Here is a 16,552-nt window from a genome sequence, read left to right as displayed (position 1 = left end):
ACGACCGGTCCGATGTGGCGAACCACAGACAGCATGTGCAATCCTATACCGCGGGGAGGAAAGCTCGACGTGTCTGTTCAGAACAGCAGCGCTCGACGCGTTCTCGATCGTGACCCGACACCGGGGGGTGTCGACCAGGGTGCGGTCACGCAGGAGTCCGGACAGGTCCGGATCCTGATCGAGAACAGCGAGTATTGGCTGCGCAACAACGGTGACCTGGCCATGCTGGCCGTCACGATCCGCCGACTGCGGGAGCGGTGGCCCGACGCGCGGATCGGTGTGCTGACCGATTCGCCCGTTCTTCTCCGTGCGTATTTCCCGACGGCCGAGGGCATCACGGTCTTCGACGAGGATCCGTGGGCACCGCCGACGTGGCTCGAGCAGATCGCGGCGCGCGTCGGTCCGGCCTTCGTCGGGCCTGTGGTCCTGGCCTGGCTCCGGGCTCGGACGTGGCTGCCGCAGAAGGCCCGTGGCGCCCGACGGCGCCTCAAGAGTGCACTGACCGGGACCCAGGTGCCGCCCATCTCACCGCGTCCGAGGCCACACATCGGGTCACGCCGGGCGGTGGTGTCGTCGTCGGCGCTCGTCGTCCTCGGCGGTGGCTACCTGACGGATGCCGATGCGGCACAGTGCCGTCGGGTCTTCTCGCTCATCCGGGTCGCCGGCGACCACGACGTCCCCGTCGCGATGATCGGTCAGGGTCTCGGCCCACTCGACGACCCGACGCTGGTCGCGATGGGCCGCGAGGCGCTGGGCACCGTGGAGATGCTCGCGCTGCGGGAGCGGCGGCGGGGTCCGGCGATCGCCGACCGCCTCGGCGTCCCCGCCGGGCGGGTCCGGGTGACCGGCGACGACGCGATCGAGCTGGCGCACAGCCTGATCGACCCGACCTCCGACACGCCCCGCGGCGGCGGCGACGGGTTGGGGGCGGGGATCGGCTTCTGCCTGCGGGTCGCCGGGTACTCGCCGGTCGACGAGTCCGCACGCACAGCGGTGGGTGCGACGGTCCGCCACGCCGCCGAGCGGCTACGGGCGCCGTTGCTGCCCTTGATCATCGCCGAATACCGCGACCAGGACCGCAAGTCGACGCTGCCGCTCGTCGCAGGTGCCAATCGCGTGGTCCCACCGCTGTCGCGCTACGTCCACCCGCGTGCGGTCGCCGAGCGGGTCTCCGACTGCCGCGTCCTGGTCACCGGCGCCTACCACCTGGCGGTGTTCGCGCTTTCCCAAGGTTTCCCGGTGATCGCGCTCACCTCGTCCGAGTACTACGACGACAAGTTCCTGGGGCTCGCCGACATGTTCGGCACCGGCCTGACGATGATCGAGCTGGGCAGCCCCGACCTCGCCGAGCGACTGTCGGCCGCGATCGCGTCGGCGTGGGAGGACGCACCCGCGGTCCGTGCACCGCTGCGTGCCGCCGCGCGCCATCAGGTCGACCTGAGCCGTGCGGCGTTCGACGAGGTGTTCGCGATCGTCGAACGACCCCGCCGTCGTGGCGGGTCGAACGAGCCGGACGCGGTGGTCGACCGATGACCACCACCACCCGCACCGACGCCGCATCCCCGGACGAGGTGGGAGGTGGCCGCTCACTGCGCAACCGGATCGGTCGTGTCGCGGTCGCGTCGGCGTTCGCGCTCGTGTTCGGCGAGGTGCTCACCCTCGTCCAGACCATCGCACTCGCCCGACTGCTGTCCCCGGCCGAGGTCGGCATCTTCGTGTCCGGCACGGTCATCACCAGCTTCCTCGGGGAGTTCGTCGAGGGTGGTCTGCGCGCGGGACTCGTCCAACGGGGCGGCGACATCCGCGACGCCGCGGAGACCGTGTTCTGGGCGACCCTCGGCGGCGGCGTCCTCATGTCGCTCGGTGCGCTGGCGGCGGCGCCGGTCGTCGGTCTCGTGTTCGACAACAGCACCGCCGCGGTGATCGCGGCGGTGACGTCCGGCACGCTGCTGATCTTCTCGGTCACCAACGTGCCCGAATCCATGCTGCAGCGCGCGTTCAGCGTCAAACGCCGGCTGATCGTCGGACCGTCGGTGGCGATCGCCTACGCGGTGGTGGCGGTGTCGCTCGCCGCCCTCGGGTTCGGCGTCTGGAGCCTGGTCATCGGCATGTACGCGTCCTTCGTCGCCTGGGCCGTCAGCATCTGGGCGATCACCGACTGGCGGCCCGGTCGCGGCACCGCCTCGATCGCCCTGTGGCGCGAACTCGCCCGGTACGGGCTGCCGCTGGTCCTCGGTGGGATCGGTGCCCGCGTGCAGAACGCGATGGAGACCGTCGTCGTGGGCCGCGGTCTGACCCAGTTCGCACTCGGCAACTTCCGCTACGGACAACGGATCTCGCAGATGCCCGTCCGCGCGATCATCGAGATCGGCGCCGTCTCGCTGTTCCCGGCGTTCTCGCAGATGGCCGACGACCGGGACCGCATGAAGGCCGCCTACCTCCGCGCGCTGCGCTGGGTGACGGTGGGCGCTGCGGCGTTGTCGGGCCTGATGATCGCGCTCGGCACCCCCGCGGTCACCGTCGTCTTCGGTGAACCGTGGCACGCCGCCGGTGTCGCCGTGAGCCTCATGGCCGGCCTGGGTGTCGGCAAGGCGCTCATCAGCGTGGGCGAGGAGGTCATCAAGGCCTGTGACCGCACACCGTTGCTGAACTGGTACACCGCCGTGGAGGTGCTCCTCGGCGTCGGTGCGTTGGTGGTGTTGGTCTCCGAGTTCCGACTCCAGGGTGCGGCGCTGTCGCTGTCGGTGACGGCGATCGTCGTCGGGATCGTGGTGACGGGGTTGGCCATCCCGCTGGTCGGGGTGCGGTGGACCGAGGTGGGCCGGGCCGTCCTGCCGCCGCTCCCCGCGGCCGGTGCCGCAGCCGCGGTCGCGTGGGTCCTCGACCGACATGTCCTCTCCAGCGCCGACCGCGCACTCGTCCCTGCCGTGCTGTGTCTCATGGCCGCCGGGGTCGCCTTCGGCGTCGTCTACCTCGTCGCTCTCGCCGTCTGCGCCCCGTCGTCGGCGCGCAGCCTCCTGCGGGTCGTGGTCGGCGTCTCGCGACGACTGCTGGGCCGCGGCACCTCCCGATCCGACGACGACGACGCCCGTGCCACTTCGGTCGTCGTGGACGGAGACGGCGGTGCGCCACGCGGGTGATCGGATGACCGCCGTTGACGGCGCGACCCCACGGGGCGCGTCGCTGACGCCCGTCGTGCTGGGGCCCGTGGTCGCCGCGGGTCACACCGTCGTCGTGCGGCCGGCACGCTTCGACGACCATCCGCGATGGCGTGAGATCCGACTCCGCGACCGCGCGATGATCGAACCGTTCTGGGCACGCAGCCCCCTGACGTGGGACGCGCGGCACAGGCGCAACGAATGGGTCCGAGAGGTGCTCGCCTCGCGCCGTCACATGGCATCGGGCCGCGCCCTGCCGTGTGTCATCGAGGTCGACGGTGACCTGGTCGGCCAGTGCGCCCTGACCGCGGTCGACATTTCCACGGCCACCGCAGAACTCGGTGTCTGGATCGACTCCCGTCTCGCCCGGTCCGGGGTGGCCACCGTGGCGGTGGGGATGCTCGTCGACCACGCCTTCCGTCGGATGGGGATCCGACGGGTCGTCGCACCCGCCGCGACGGACAACGTCGCCGCGGCGCGGGCGTCCGCGCGGGCCGGTTTCCACCGTGAGGCCACCCTGGCCGGGTGGGCACCCACCGGTGGACACGACGTCGTCGCGCACGACCTGTGGGTCCTCGACCACGACGACCTCGGCCCGGGCGGACTGACGACGGTCGGACTGCGGATGACCGACCCCACCGCCGATCCCGTGGACATCGACGCCCTGACCCGACCGGCCCGCGGACTGACAGCGCTGCCACACCGTCACGACGACGCCGTCGCGGTCGCGCGCTACGCGGTGGGACGGGCCAGGACGCGCGTGCGCAGGATCGCGCCGCCGCCGATGCCGGCGGACCTCGACGTCGCGGGGACCGGCCTCCGGCTGCGCCGACGCGGCGTCCTGACACGGCCGTTGCGAGCGTGGCGCTCACCGGCTCTCGACGACCTGTGCGGGCCCATCCGGCCCGGGGCCTGGTTCGACACGGACGACGCCGACGTCGACTACGACGTCCGGGACGCACACTCGACGATCGGGCGGATCTCGCTGGTCGGCGTCAACCGCAGCCAGGGATTCGCCGAGCTCGCGGTGTACGCGGACCGTGGCACGACATCCACCTCGGACCGGTCGCTCGGTCAGGCGGCCCGCGAGGTCCTCGACCAGGCCGCGGGCACGTTGTCGCTACGCCGCATCTCCACCGCCGTCGTGTCGACCGACGTCCGCGCCGCCCGGCTCGTGCAGGCGGCAGGCATGCGGTACGAGACCTCGCTCGACGGCGCCGCGTGCGGTCGCCCGGTGGGGACGGTCGAAGTCTGGGGACTCAGTGCGACGACAGGAGACGAGAGGGTGTGACCCTCTCGGATCGTGCGACGAGCACGGCGCCGAACGCCTCGATTCCGGACTGCCGCAACAGGTCCGCGGAACGACGGCCTCGCATGGGGCTCAGGGTGTCGCGCTCGACGACGAGCAGCGTGCGGTCGGCCACGGAACACAGGAGTTGCGCCTCGGCCGCCTCGTCGACGGGCGCGCACTCCACCACGACGACGTCGAACCGCTTGCGCAACAGTCCGATCAGTTCGGCGGCGTTCTCGCGCGTCAGCACGTCGTAGGGGTCGGAGCCCCGTCCGTCGGGACCGGGCTCGCCGGCTCCGAGGACGGAGACACCCGTGCCCAGGCGGGTACTGGTGCGCAACGTCTCGTCGAGACGCGCCGCGTGGATGCCGTCGCCGTCGGGGGTGAGCAGCACATCCACCATCCCGGCGCCGGCGAACTCCCCGTCGCGCGTCGTGCGCACCAACGCGACCTCGGCACCCTGCGCGGCACGAATGCGCGCGAGGTCGTCGGCCACACCGGCCGATCCGGCACGTCCGCCGACACCGGTCACCGCGATGACCGACGGCACCGGCAGGTCGTCGAAGGCCAACGCGTTGACGACGTGTCGCATCTGGACCCGCGGATCCATCCCGTCACCGGACGCGTCGAAGGTGCGTAGGCCCGAGGCCTCCCGCACCTCGGCCGCCGTTCGGAGGCGGGGCGACAGGCTGCCGACCAGCCACGCGAGGACGAGCCCCACGAGGAGGCCGACGACCGCCGACACGGCCAGCCGGGCCGTCATCGCCGGTCGCTGCGCGGTCGGGGCGCTCGCGGCCGTCAGGTTCTGCAGCAGACCGCCGGTGTCGCTGTTGAGTCGGTCGATCGACTGCTGCAGCTGAACCCGCTCCTGCTCGAGGATCGGGTCGTTCTCCGCCTGGCGATCGGCGAGCGGCTTCTTCAGTGCATCGATCGCGGCCTGTCGGGTCCGCTGCACCCCGGCGTTGATGCTCTGACGGAACGCGTCCGCCATGGCCTGTGCGGCACGTGTGACGACCGCGCGGTCGGGGCCGTCGGCGACGACGAACATGATCGGTCCGGTCGCCACCGGCATCGCGGTCACCTGGACGTCACCGGGGATCTGTGCGCTCTGGCGCAGCGACTGCCGGCCGGCGTCGTTGTTGAACAGGTCGACGTAGCTCTGGATGAGGACGGCGTCCTGCTCCGGGGCACGATTCGCCGAATAGGTCGTCAGGGACGCCTTGCTCGTGTACGTGGTCGTCGCGCCCAGACCGGTGACGAGTGCCCCGCCGACCGCGATGAGCACGCAGAGCAGGACCACCCACCACCGTCGGCGGATGCGATCGCGGACGTCGGTCATGCGGGGATCTCCTCCCTGGAAGGGGTGGTCGTGGTGGTCGGCAGGGACGGCGCGACGACACGCTGCGGCCGTCTGGCCTGTCCGACGGCGAGTCCGGTGAGCAGCAGAGTCGCCACCACCGGCAGGTCGAACAGCCTCAGGTCGACCGTGGTCCCGGACGTCACCATGACGACGAGGGCGATGATCCCGGTGACCACCACGGCCATCCGGGTGCGTTCGTCGTCGGTCTGCGGGTCGCGGCCGACGGCACGAAAGGCGGTGACCAGCCGGGCCGACAGGCCGACGAGGACAGTCAGCCACAGCACCAGACCGACGAGGCCCAGATCGGACAGGATGCCCAGTTCGTTGAAGTGCGGGGCGATCCCGAGACCGCGGTCGAAGGGTGTCGACGTGGTCCACTGCTGGTGGTGCAGCGTGTTGACGGTGATGAACCGGCCGAGACCCCAACCGAACAAGGGCTTCTCGTCGAACGCCCAGAAGGTGGTGGCCGCCGTGTTGAGACGGTCGAAGACCTCACTCGTCGACCCGACGCCGCCGGCGTCACGGTCGGAACTGGTGAACGTCGACCAGTTCGCCAGCACGGCAGCCGCTCCCAGGGCACCGACGACGACGAACCCCGTCCGGTATCCCCGTGCGATGACGGCGCCGACGACGAGCACGACGGCGAAGGCCAGGTAGATGATCCGCGTGTGCGTCAGGAAGACGGCGTAGGACGACCCGACGATGACGAGCCCGGCGACGAGTCGCGCGGCACGATGACTGTCGGTACGTGACGCGAGGTAGATGGCGCAGGCGAATCCGATGAGGATCGTGATGCCGTTGACGACCGGCTGGTTCGGCACACCGTTGGCGCGTCCGACCCAGTTGGGGTCCTCGACGATGTAGCGCGGCCACACCAGTCCCGGTGCGTGGAACTGCAGGATGCTCACCAGCGCCGAGTAGCCGCCGAGGGCGACCATCATCCACAGGACGACCCGTGCCCGTCGGGCGTCGTCACCGATGGTGCGGCCGACGAGGAAGAGCGCGAACGGCATGAGGGTGGATGACAAGATCATCCGGAACAGGTTGATCGGTTCGACGGTCGGGATGAAGGCGCCGGCACCGTATTCGTGCGGCAGCACCACCGACAGCACGTTGTAACCGAGGTAGACGGCCATCACCAGCTCGAGCCATCCGAGACGTGGCAGGCGATCCCGGTGTGTCCACGCCCAGATCGCCGTCGACAACACCACCCCGACGAACGCGGGCAGGAACGGGTCGACGGGCAGGATCCGCGGCAACGCGAGCCGGAGGAACAGCGCGGCGAGGAACAGTCCCAAGGCCACCAGCGGATATCGCAACCCGATCCACACGGCGGCGACGGCGACGGCCGCCCCGATCGGCGCGGCGATCACCATGAGGATCGATCCCTGGGAGACGGCGCCGGCGACGGCTGCCGTCGCGATGATCAGGCCGGCGGCCGCCAGGAGCAGCCGCCGACGGGGCGGCGCGGACGCCGCCGCCCCGCGGAGGCGGGCGGTCATCCGTGTGCGTCGCTGCGTCGTTCGACGGTCCCCTCGACCACCGGGCCACCGGTGACCGTCGGCGCGGTGGTGCCGTTCACCGACGACCGGACCGCGTGCTGCGGAACGGCGTTCGGCGACGGCGGCGACGGCGGAGGCACGTCGATCCCAGCGGCGCGCTGCTGCAGCCACTGCTGCTGCTCGGCGCGGTAGCGGGACCACTGCTCCTCCAGCCAGCGCTCCTGCGCGAGGCGGTACTGCGCCCACTGATCCTGCGCCATGCGCTCCCGTGCGACCTGCTGCTGCAGGGCGAGCTCCCGCTCCGCCTGCTCACGGGCGACGCGCTCGGCCTCGAGTTGGCGCTCGATCTCGCGGCGTTCCTCCTCGAGACGCTGGGCGGCGAGGCGTTCCTCCGTGAGTCGAGCCGCGACGGCGCGCTCGACGGCGGCGCGCTCCTCGCGCTGACGCTGTTCCTCGGCCAGTCGACGCCGGGCGGCCTCGGCGCGGGCGGCGCGCTCGCGTTCGAGGTGCGCAGCTCTGGCACGCTCGATGCGCTCGAGCTGGAGGAGTTCGGCACGCTCGCGGGCGATGCGCTCGCGTTCCAGACGTTCGACGCGCTCCCGTTCGGCCAGCTCGTGTTCGCGACGGCGTGCCTCCTCGCGGGCAGCTTCCTCCCGCGCACGCTGCTGGCGGGCCAGTCGCTCCTGGATCGCCGCTCGACGTTCCAGTTCCTCCTGCGCGCGACGATCGCGGGCTTCCTGCTCACGCACCTGCTGGTCGTGCACCCACTGGCGGCGCGCGACGAGCTCACGCTCCCACCGCTGCCGCACGACCTGCTCCCGGAGGAACTCCTCGTGTGCGGCCCGCTTGGCTGCGGCATGACGCTCGAGTGCGAACGGGTCGACCTGACCGACCACCGGACCCATGGCCGGGAACTGGTCGGTCGGGACGGCGTCCTCCCCTGCCGACGCGGGCACGAGCGGCGCATCCGGCGCCTCGACGATCGGCGTCGGCAACGGCTCGGGCTCGACCTCGGAGACCGGCTCGGGCTCGACCTCGGCGACCGGCTCCGACTCGACCTGAGCGACGGGCTCCGGCTCCGGCTCGACCTCGTCGACGACCTCCGGCTCGACTTCGGCGACGGGCTCCGGCTCGACTTCCACAGTCGGTTCGGGCGTCACCTCCGCTGCGAGCTCAAGCTCGACCTCGGCGACCGGTTCGACCTCCGGCTCCGGCGTCACCTCGGCGACGGGCTCGAGCTCAGCGACGGGCTCGGACTCGACCTCGGCGGCGGGCTCGGCGTGCGACGTCGCCTCGGCGGCGGGCTCCGGCTCCACGATCGGCGCGCGCAGCGAGCGGTAAGGCAGGAACTCCTCCTCGACGTCGCCGTGCGGCTGCATGTCATCGCGCGGTGCGACGGTCGGGGCGACCTGGGGCGTGACCCGAGGCCTCGGGGTGGGCGGCGTACGCCGTGCCGCCGACTCCTGGCGCCACCGGTTCGCCCGACGGATCGCCTTGCTGATCGCCGTCTCGGCCGGCGGGGTGGTCGCCACCGACCGCAGCGCGGGACGCGGCGGCGCAGGTGGCGTAGGGACCGGATCCTGCTGCGTCACGGTCTCGGCCGCCTCGTCCATGTCCCCCGCCTCCGTGGTCGTCTCGGTCTGCGACGCGTCGCCCTCCCCGGCGTCGGTCGCGTCGAGCGCTGCGGCCTCGTCTGCCACGGCCTCGACGGTCTCGGGCTCCTCGGCCACGGCCTCGTCGATGTCATGGACCGGCTCGGCGTCCTCATGGTCTGCGTCGACCGACTGGTCCATGTCCTCGGTCTCGGCAGCGTCGTCGATCTCGGTCGCTGTGTCGCTGCGTCCGGGAACGTCTGCGGCCGTGGCGGTCTCGACCGCGTCGTCGACGACTGCGACGGAGTGGTCGGTGACCACCTCGTCGGGCTCGTGGTCGCGCGGGGTCACGTCGGTGTCCTCGATCTCGTCGGTGAGGACCTGCGTGAGTCGCGCGGGGATCACGGGTGCGCGGACGGGCGGCGCGGACATGACCACGGCCGGACCGATCTGTGCCCGAACCTCGGCCAGCAGCCGGTAGGTGTCGGAGACGTCGGACACCGTGGCGGTCGCCGGGTCGACGACGGTGATGACGACGTCGGCCTGGGCGCAGATGATCTGTGCCTCCGGGGACTCCACGATGATCGGCGCCTCGAGCAGCACGACCTCGGCCTGCTTGCGGGCGGCGTCGAGGAAGCGCGCGACGCTGGTGCGGGTGATGACACCGATGGGGTCGAGGACCCGGTTGCCGACGTCGATCGTGCAGACACCGCCGGACTCCGCGGACATCACCTCGGCGAGGTCGAGGTCGGCGTCGACGAGCGCGTCGACGAAGCCCCGCGATGCCGGCGCCCCGACCGATCGCCGCGCATCGGTACGGACGAGCAGTGCGGGCACCTCGGCGGTCCCCAGCGCGGACGCCATCGTCTCGGCGAGCTGACGCGCCGCGGCGGACGCTCCCGATTGCGCTGCGACGACGGCGATCACGTGCGGACGGCTGTCCGACCCCGACATCACGCGGTTAGACAGGTGCTGAAGATCGGCCGCCCGGGCGGAGCCGTTGCCGTCGTCGGGATCGGCCACGACCAGAGCGGTGGTGTAGGCGGTCTTGTCGGTGACGTCGAAGCCGCTGCGGACACGACGCGACGCGATGTCGACACCGAGCGCCATGAGCAGACCGACGACGAGACCGCCACCGAGCGCGGTGAGCAGCGTCGTACCCCGTTGGGGCGCCGACGCGGTCACGGCGGAGTCGAGACCGACGGAGTTGATCATCCCGTTGGTGTTCGCGTTGATCGTGTTGATCTGCTCCTGCAGATTCGCACGCTCGTCGCCGGGCACCTCGAGGCGCTGCGCGTAGCGCTCCTCGAACGGCGCCTCGACGGAGGTGATGGTCTGCTTCTTGGCGTCCTCGAGCGCACCGTTGATCTCGGTGCGGAACGTGGTCGCGAGCGCCGACGCGGCGGACCGAGCGGCCTCCGGTGTCGAGGCGGTCGCGTCGATGTAGAAGATGCTGCCCACCGTGGCCGGCTCGGCGGTGCTCGTGACCCCCGCCGGCACCTTGGCCTTCCGGTTCAGCGCGTCCTGGAATGAAGGATCGTTGAACAGGTAGATGTAGGCCAGTGCCAGCGCGTACGGCGTGTTCTCCGACGTCGGAGAACTGGCCGACAACGCAGCCTTGGCGGAGTACGTGGTGCGGTCACCGACACCGGCGACGAATGCTCCCAGGACTGTGACCAGCGTGATGGCCACCACTATGTACCAGCGGCGGCGGATGCGCAGCAACTGGTTGACGAAATAGTTCAAGGCCCCCCCTTGACGAACTGTGCGTGATGCGGAATTCCCTGCAGCGCCTACGGTTCCCAGGCCGATGACGCCATGGCGACAGGGTTTCTGTCATCACAACGAAATTGACTATACTTGACTCGTTCGTGTGCACAACTCGGGAGTCACCCTCCGAGCGGCGCAGGGGCCGGTTGGGCGGGCAGTCCGCCGCCCCCGATGTCGTCGGGTGCGTTGTCGTCGACCACCGCGAGAACCTCCTGGATGCGCTGCATGTCGCGCGTCCAGGGCGACCCCGTCGCGATCCGCTGTTCGAACGGGTAGCCGTAGTCGGCCCGGAACTGATCGGCGAATCTCCCCGAAGGTCCCTTCTCGGTCACGAACGCAAAGCACGCGCACGCCGCCGAGTCGCCGACGTAGGCGCCGTAGTTCTGCAGCGTCCACGCGATCTGTCGCCCGGGAATCGTCTGCAGCCCGAGACTGTCGATGTCGACGTCGAGCGGGATGGCCAGGAGTGCCCCCATCCGCATCGCCGACGGCGCCGATCCCTGGCTGCCGTAGGTCTGCTCCGCGTCACTGTCCGACGCCGAGGCGGGCCACCGGAAGCAGTCCCCGCTCGCACACCGGTGCAACTGGCGGTTGGTGTCGATGTTGACCCGCAGCGCGTGCCGGGGTCCGGTCGCCGCGGTCGAGGGCGTCAGTTCCCCCAGGCGCAGCGCGCCGACGAGCCCGGACAGTCCCGACCCCCCGAGCCCGTGCGTGATGCCGTTGCCGTAGAGGTCCACCGGGTCGGAGACGTCGAGGCTCGTCGCGGGCGACCCCGGGCTGCACCGCGCGAGCGGAGCGCTCTGCATGACGGTCCGGTTCCCCGGCATGAGCCAGCTGGCGCCCTCGTTGTTGGTCGACTGCGCCACCACGTAGTCCCGTGGCATCGGGACGCGGAAGAAGGTGCGTGACGTGGCGTCGCATCGGTCCCGGCCGGTCCATCCCGCGTCGCTGTACCGCAGGTCCGTGAGCGGCGCGTCGGGCGTCTCGATGATCGACGTCTCGTCGTTCTGCGGCATGGGCGCGAACCGGTCACCGCCGGGCCGGGCGGGCATCCTCGCGTCGACGTAGTCCGCGTCGGCGCCGATCGCGGTGTTCCAGATGCTGGTGGGCGAGAACGGTTCCCGCAGCGCGTCGCGCGGCGTCCTGGTGGACGGACCCGTGGCGAACAGGAGCGTCTGCACCGTCGTCCCGCCCGGCGACGAGACCAGCGGTGCCGTCCGCTGCGACATGTCCACCACACGCCCCTCCATCGCCGAGGGGCCCGAGGACGATGCCGCCACCGACACCGCCAGACCGCGGCCGCCACCCGGGATCGGGGTGAGCGGCCCCGTCGACCGGGCGATGAGCGGGGTGGTCGCGTCGACGCCGGTCCACCGTCGGACGTCGACCCGCACGGTCGAGCCGTCGGTCACCTCGACCTCGATCGGTGCGCGATCGCCGGTGGCGATCCCGTAGATCACCTGGCTGCGCCAGCCCCCGGAGCCCGTGACGGTCACCGGCCGGTCGCCGGCGGCCCACGCCTGCACGGCGCCGCGCGCGAACACGCGACCCCGACCGTTCCACGTCACCGACGCGACGACGAGGTCCCCAGGGGCCACTGACGGCGGTACACCGACGGTCGTCGAGGCGGTCGGGCGGTCGCCCGTCACCCTCGGTTGCTCCTGCGACGAGCAGGCGGCCGCACCGGTGATCACCAGCGCGGCACACACCAGCACCGTCAGCGCACGTCCGCGCACGTCCTCCCCCTTGCTCTCCCCGGCCGCGGATCGTACCGATCGGACCTGAGAGAACCCTTGTGCCTGTGGCCGCCGCCACGTCGCCCGCGGACCGCCTCGCCGGCGACCGCTCTGTCCGAGGTGTCCGCTACGAGCCGTTCGCCGCGTCAGAGGGGTTCTGCCCCTTGCACTTACGTGTTCTTGACGCGTTCTTGCGCGGTGGCCACAGGTGGGGTTCACTGTCCCCCGCAAGGTGCCATCGTTCGCTGAGGCTCCTTCACGGAAACACGCCAGCGACCCCAAACGTCCAGAGACGCCCCGGGTCAGGACAGGTCTTCCCGGCTTAAGGGTTGACCCCGATTGGCTCCTCGACAGCTGTCGAGGTCCACGCCGTGAAGTGCCAAAGGTCTTACGAGGGGGCGATCTCCTTCCGCTCCGGCACGTGGTGCGTCCTCGACCGTCCCGGAGGTCCCGTCATGTCCACGCTCGACACCGTGCTGCGCCTGCTCTGTGGGCTCGGCCTCGGAACCGTGATCGGTTTCGAACGCCAGTACCGCGCCCGGATGGCCGGGTTGCGCACGAACGCCCTGGTCTCGACCGGCGCGACGCTCTTCGTGGTCCTGTCCGCGCACGGGTTCTCCGGCGGGACGGCGGATCCGACCCGCGTCGCGGCCCAGATCGTCTCCGGCATCGGCTTTCTCGGCGCCGGTGTCATCCTCCGCGACGGTCTGGGTGTCCGGGGGTTGAACACCGCGGCAACACTGTGGTGTTCGGCCGCCGTGGGTGCACTCGCCGGTGCGGGGCTGTACTCCGTGGCCGCGATGGGCACCGTCGCGGTGGTGACGGTCAACGTCGCCCTGCGCCGGCTCGGACGCGTGGTCGACCGGCACCCCGAGTCCGGCGACGAGACGCCAGCGACCTACACCATCACCGTCGAGACCGAGCCGGACGGCGCCCGCTCCGCGCGGTCCCTGCTCGTCGACGGCGTCTCGGGCGGTGACGCCCGCATCCGCGCCGTCGACGTCACCGAGTCCGACGGGGCGACACACCTGGTGGTGGAGGTGCACTCCGACCACCGCGACGACGACCGCATCCAGTCCGCGGTCACCCGACTGTGCGTGGAACCGACAGTGCGCTCCGTGCGCTGGGACCGCGACCTCCCGATGACTCAGGAGACGGATCGATGATCGACACCACCGCCACCCACCCCGCCGTGATCCACTTCCGCCGACTGCTCGGCAGTCCCGTCGTCGCCCGGACCGGCGACCAGGTGGGCCGCCTCGCCGACCTGATCGTCCGCCTCCGCGGTGACGCGTATCCGCTCGTCACCGGCGTCGTCGTCGACGTCGCCGGCCGACGGATCTTCGTGGCCTGGGAGCACGTCGACGCACTCGAACAGGAGCGCGCCCGCCTGTCCCAGAACACCGTCGACGTCCGCGGGTTCGAACGTCGCGCCGGTGAGGTCCTGCTCGACGACGATCTGCTCGACCACCGGCTGATCGACGTCTCTTCGGCGGAGCTGGTCCACGCCTTCGACATCGAACTGGTGCCCGGCGCCGGCGAACCCGGCACCTGGGTGCTCGCCCGACTCGACACGCGGCGCCCGGCGCGGATGTCCGGACTGATCCGACGCGGGACGGGTCACGCCCGGCGCGACTGGAAGTCGTTCGAGCCGTTGATCGGTCATGGTGGCTCGATCGCCGCGCGCAGCGCCGACGACCCGATGCGCCGGCTCCGCCCCGCCGAGCTCGCCGACCTCATCGAGGACGCGAACCGCACCGAGAGCGGCGAGATCCTCGACCGGGTGCACGGCGACCCCGAGCTCGAGGCCGACGTGTTCTCCGAACTCGACAGCGAGACCGCGGCCCGGCTCCTCGAGGCACGTAGCGACGCCGACGTCGCCGAACTGCTGACGCGGATGCGAGCGGACGATGCCGCCGACACCGTCGCGGATCTCAAGCAGTCCCGGCGCCGGCGTGTGCTCGACGCGATGCCCGACGGCGCCCGGGCGAAGGTGATCACGCTCCTCGGCTTCAACCCCGACAGCGCCGGGGGCCTGATGAACGTCGACGTCCTCACCCGCCCGGCGGCGGACACCGCACGGCGCGCCCTCGACGCGATCGCCGCGGCCGGGTCGCTGCAGCCGGAGGCACTGCTCAAGGTGCAGGTGCTCGACGACGACGGTCGTCTCGCGGGCGTGGTGTCGGTGATCCGACTCCTGCAGTCCGATCCGGGGGCGACGCTGCGGGCGCTCATGGACGACGACCCCGTCCGCGTCGAGACCACCGCCGACGTCGCCGACATCGCGCTGCTGATGTCGGACTACAACCTCGCCACCATCCCCGTCGTCGACGACGACGACCGCGTGCTCGGCGTGGTCACCGTCGACGACGTCCTCGAGGTGACGATCCCCGACGACTGGCGACGGCGCGAACCCGCGCCACGCCCGGTCCGGGGTGTCGGACCCGAGACGAACGGAGACCTCCGATGAGCGACCGGCTGCACGACGGCCTGGACGCCGCCGAGATCACCCGCCGCTCAGCCCATCTCGACTCCGCCCACGTCGGGGACATCACGGGCGCGCTCGGCAGCATCTCGCTGTCGGACACCCAGACCACACGGACCGTCACGACCCGCCTGCTGACGATGCTGGCCATCCTCGGCCCCGGGCTGATCGTGATGGTCGGCGACAACGACGCCGGTGGCGTCGCGACCTACGCCCAGGCCGGACAGAGCTACGGCTACTCGCTCATGTGGGTGCTGCTCCTGCTGATCCCGGTGCTCATCGTCAACCAGGAGATGGTGGTGCGGCTCGGAGCCGTCACCGGCGTCGGCCACGCGCGGCTCATCAACGAGCGGTTCGGGCGCGGCTGGGGATGGTTCTCCGTCGGGGACCTGTTCGTCCTGAACTTCCTCACCCTGGTGACCGAGTTCATCGGGATCAGCCTCGCTGCATCGTATTTCGGGATCTCGCAGTACGTCGTCGTGCCGACCGCGGCCATCGCGCTGGTGGTGATCATCGCGACCGGCAGCTTCCGACGCTGGGAGCGGGCGATGTTCGTCTTCATCGCGATCACGCTGCTGCAGATCCCGATGCTGCTGATGAGTCACCCGGACTGGGGTCGGGCGGCGACGAGCTTCGTCGTCCCCGGCATCCGGGGCGGGGTCTCCGCCGACGCGGTGTTGCTGATCATCGCGATGGTCGGTACCACCGTCGCACCGTGGCAGCTGTTCTTCCAGCAGTCGAACATCATCGACAAGCGCATCACGCCCCGGTTCATCGGGTACGAGCGCGTGGACACCACGATCGGGGCGTTCGTCGTGGTGATCGGCGCGGCCGCCCTCGTCGCGACCGCGGACTTCGCGGCCCGGTCCACCGGCTCGGGGATGTGGACCGACAGCAGTGACGCGAGCGACATCGCGCACATGCTGTCGCAGCACAGCCACGTGCTGGGGACGATCTTCGCGATCGTGCTGCTCGACGCCTCGATCGTCGGCGCCGCCGCCGTGACCCTCTCGACGAGCTACGCGTTCGGTGACGTCTTCTCGATGAAGCACTCGCTGCACCGCGGGTTCCGCGAAGCGAAGAAGTTCTACCTCTCGTACACGGCGATGGTGGTGCTCGCGGCGGCGATCGTCCTCATCCCGGACGCCCCGTTGGGGCTGATCACCACGGCCGTACAGGCGTTGGCCGGGTTGTTGCTGCCGAGCGCCAGCGTGTTCCTGCTGCTGCTCTGCAACGACCGCCAGGTCCTGGGCCCGTGGGTCAACAAGCGATGGCTGAACGTCCTGGCGGTCGCGATCGTCGCGATGCTGATCCTGCTGTCGGCGATCCTCATGACCACGACGCTCTTCCCCGACGCCGACGTCGTCTCCCTGAGCATCTGGCTGGCGGTGGGGATCGCGGTGGCGGGGCTGATCGCCGTGGTGGCGCTACGGGCGACCGAGCGCCGACGGGCACGGACCACCGAGGTCGGCGACCACTGGGCCGGAGTCGACAAGGAGCAGTGGCGCATGCCGCCGCTGGCCCTGCTGGAGCCGGTGCGATGGTCGACCGGCACGAAACTCGGCATGCTGGCCCTGCGGGGATATCTCGTGGTCGGAGCGGTGTTGCTCGTCGTGAAAGCCGTCCAGCTCGGTCGGTGAGTGCCAGGACTTCCGCTG

10 protein-coding genes and 1 riboswitch are annotated in these 16,552 nt (G+C 70.9%); of the genes, 6 read left to right on the top strand and 4 right to left on the bottom strand.

Annotated elements, in window-relative coordinates:
• Window positions 1-69: 69 nt before the first annotated feature.
• From Q1A98_RS04455 to Q1A98_RS04445, 3 genes are read left to right on the top strand one after another with little or no spacing between them, the layout of a single operon-like run.
• Complete coding sequence (locus Q1A98_RS04455; RefSeq protein WP_299570198.1) at window positions 70-1,533, top strand: polysaccharide pyruvyl transferase family protein; 1,464 nt, start codon at window positions 70-72, stop codon at window positions 1,531-1,533.
• Window positions 1,530-3,140, top strand: a complete 1,611-nt coding sequence (locus Q1A98_RS04450; protein ID WP_299570196.1) for an oligosaccharide flippase family protein — start codon at window positions 1,530-1,532, stop codon at window positions 3,138-3,140. Before Q1A98_RS04455 ends, Q1A98_RS04450 begins: the two co-directional genes overlap by 4 nt.
• Window positions 3,141-3,144: 4 nt before the next feature.
• A complete protein-coding gene (locus tag Q1A98_RS04445; RefSeq protein WP_299570195.1) occupies window positions 3,145-4,449 on the top strand; it encodes a GNAT family protein in 1,305 nt (434 codons plus the stop codon).
• Here Q1A98_RS04445 and Q1A98_RS04440 read toward each other — a convergent pair.
• From Q1A98_RS04440 to Q1A98_RS04425, 4 genes are all read right to left on the bottom strand, one after another.
• Window positions 4,418-5,788: a hypothetical protein gene (locus Q1A98_RS04440; RefSeq protein WP_299570193.1), complete on the bottom strand. Its 1,371-nt coding sequence runs from the start codon at window positions 5,786-5,788 to the stop codon at window positions 4,418-4,420. The genes Q1A98_RS04445 and Q1A98_RS04440 overlap by 32 nt on opposite strands.
• Window positions 5,785-7,311, bottom strand: coding sequence for an O-antigen ligase family protein (locus Q1A98_RS04435; protein WP_299570191.1), 1,527 nt, complete (start codon window positions 7,309-7,311; stop codon window positions 5,785-5,787). The genes Q1A98_RS04440 and Q1A98_RS04435 overlap by 4 nt, the downstream gene beginning before the upstream one ends.
• On the bottom strand, window positions 7,308-10,649 hold the full coding sequence (locus Q1A98_RS04430; RefSeq protein WP_299570189.1) for a hypothetical protein: 3,342 nt from the start codon (window positions 10,647-10,649) through the stop codon (window positions 7,308-7,310). Before Q1A98_RS04430 ends, Q1A98_RS04435 begins: the two co-directional genes overlap by 4 nt.
• 143 nt (window positions 10,650-10,792) lie before the next feature.
• Entirely contained in the window at window positions 10,793-12,409 is a 1,617-nt protein-coding gene (locus Q1A98_RS04425; protein WP_299570187.1) for a hypothetical protein, read from the bottom strand.
• A gap of 230 nt (window positions 12,410-12,639) precedes the next feature.
• A riboswitch (M-box (ykoK) riboswitch) is annotated at window positions 12,640-12,813 on the top strand.
• Window positions 12,814-12,864: 51 nt separating this feature from the next.
• Here Q1A98_RS04425 and Q1A98_RS04420 point away from each other — a divergent pair.
• From Q1A98_RS04420 to Q1A98_RS04410, 3 genes are read left to right on the top strand one after another with little or no spacing between them, the layout of a single operon-like run.
• Entirely contained in the window at window positions 12,865-13,575 is a 711-nt protein-coding gene (locus tag Q1A98_RS04420) for an MgtC/SapB family protein (RefSeq protein WP_299570185.1), read from the top strand.
• Window positions 13,572-14,879, top strand: coding sequence for a CBS domain-containing protein (locus Q1A98_RS04415; RefSeq protein ID WP_299570183.1), 1,308 nt, complete (start codon window positions 13,572-13,574; stop codon window positions 14,877-14,879). The genes Q1A98_RS04420 and Q1A98_RS04415 overlap by 4 nt, the downstream gene beginning before the upstream one ends.
• Window positions 14,876-16,534, top strand: coding sequence for an NRAMP family divalent metal transporter (locus Q1A98_RS04410; protein ID WP_299570182.1), 1,659 nt, complete (start codon window positions 14,876-14,878; stop codon window positions 16,532-16,534). The genes Q1A98_RS04415 and Q1A98_RS04410 overlap by 4 nt, the downstream gene beginning before the upstream one ends.
• The last annotated feature ends 18 nt before the right edge of the window (window positions 16,535-16,552 follow it).

Source organism: uncultured Williamsia sp. (genome assembly GCF_947494875.1).
Classification (GTDB): domain Bacteria; phylum Actinomycetota; class Actinomycetes; order Mycobacteriales; family Mycobacteriaceae; genus Williamsia_A.
Note: the sequence above shows the minus strand (reverse complement) of the source record. Positions and strands in the feature narration are given on the sequence as shown.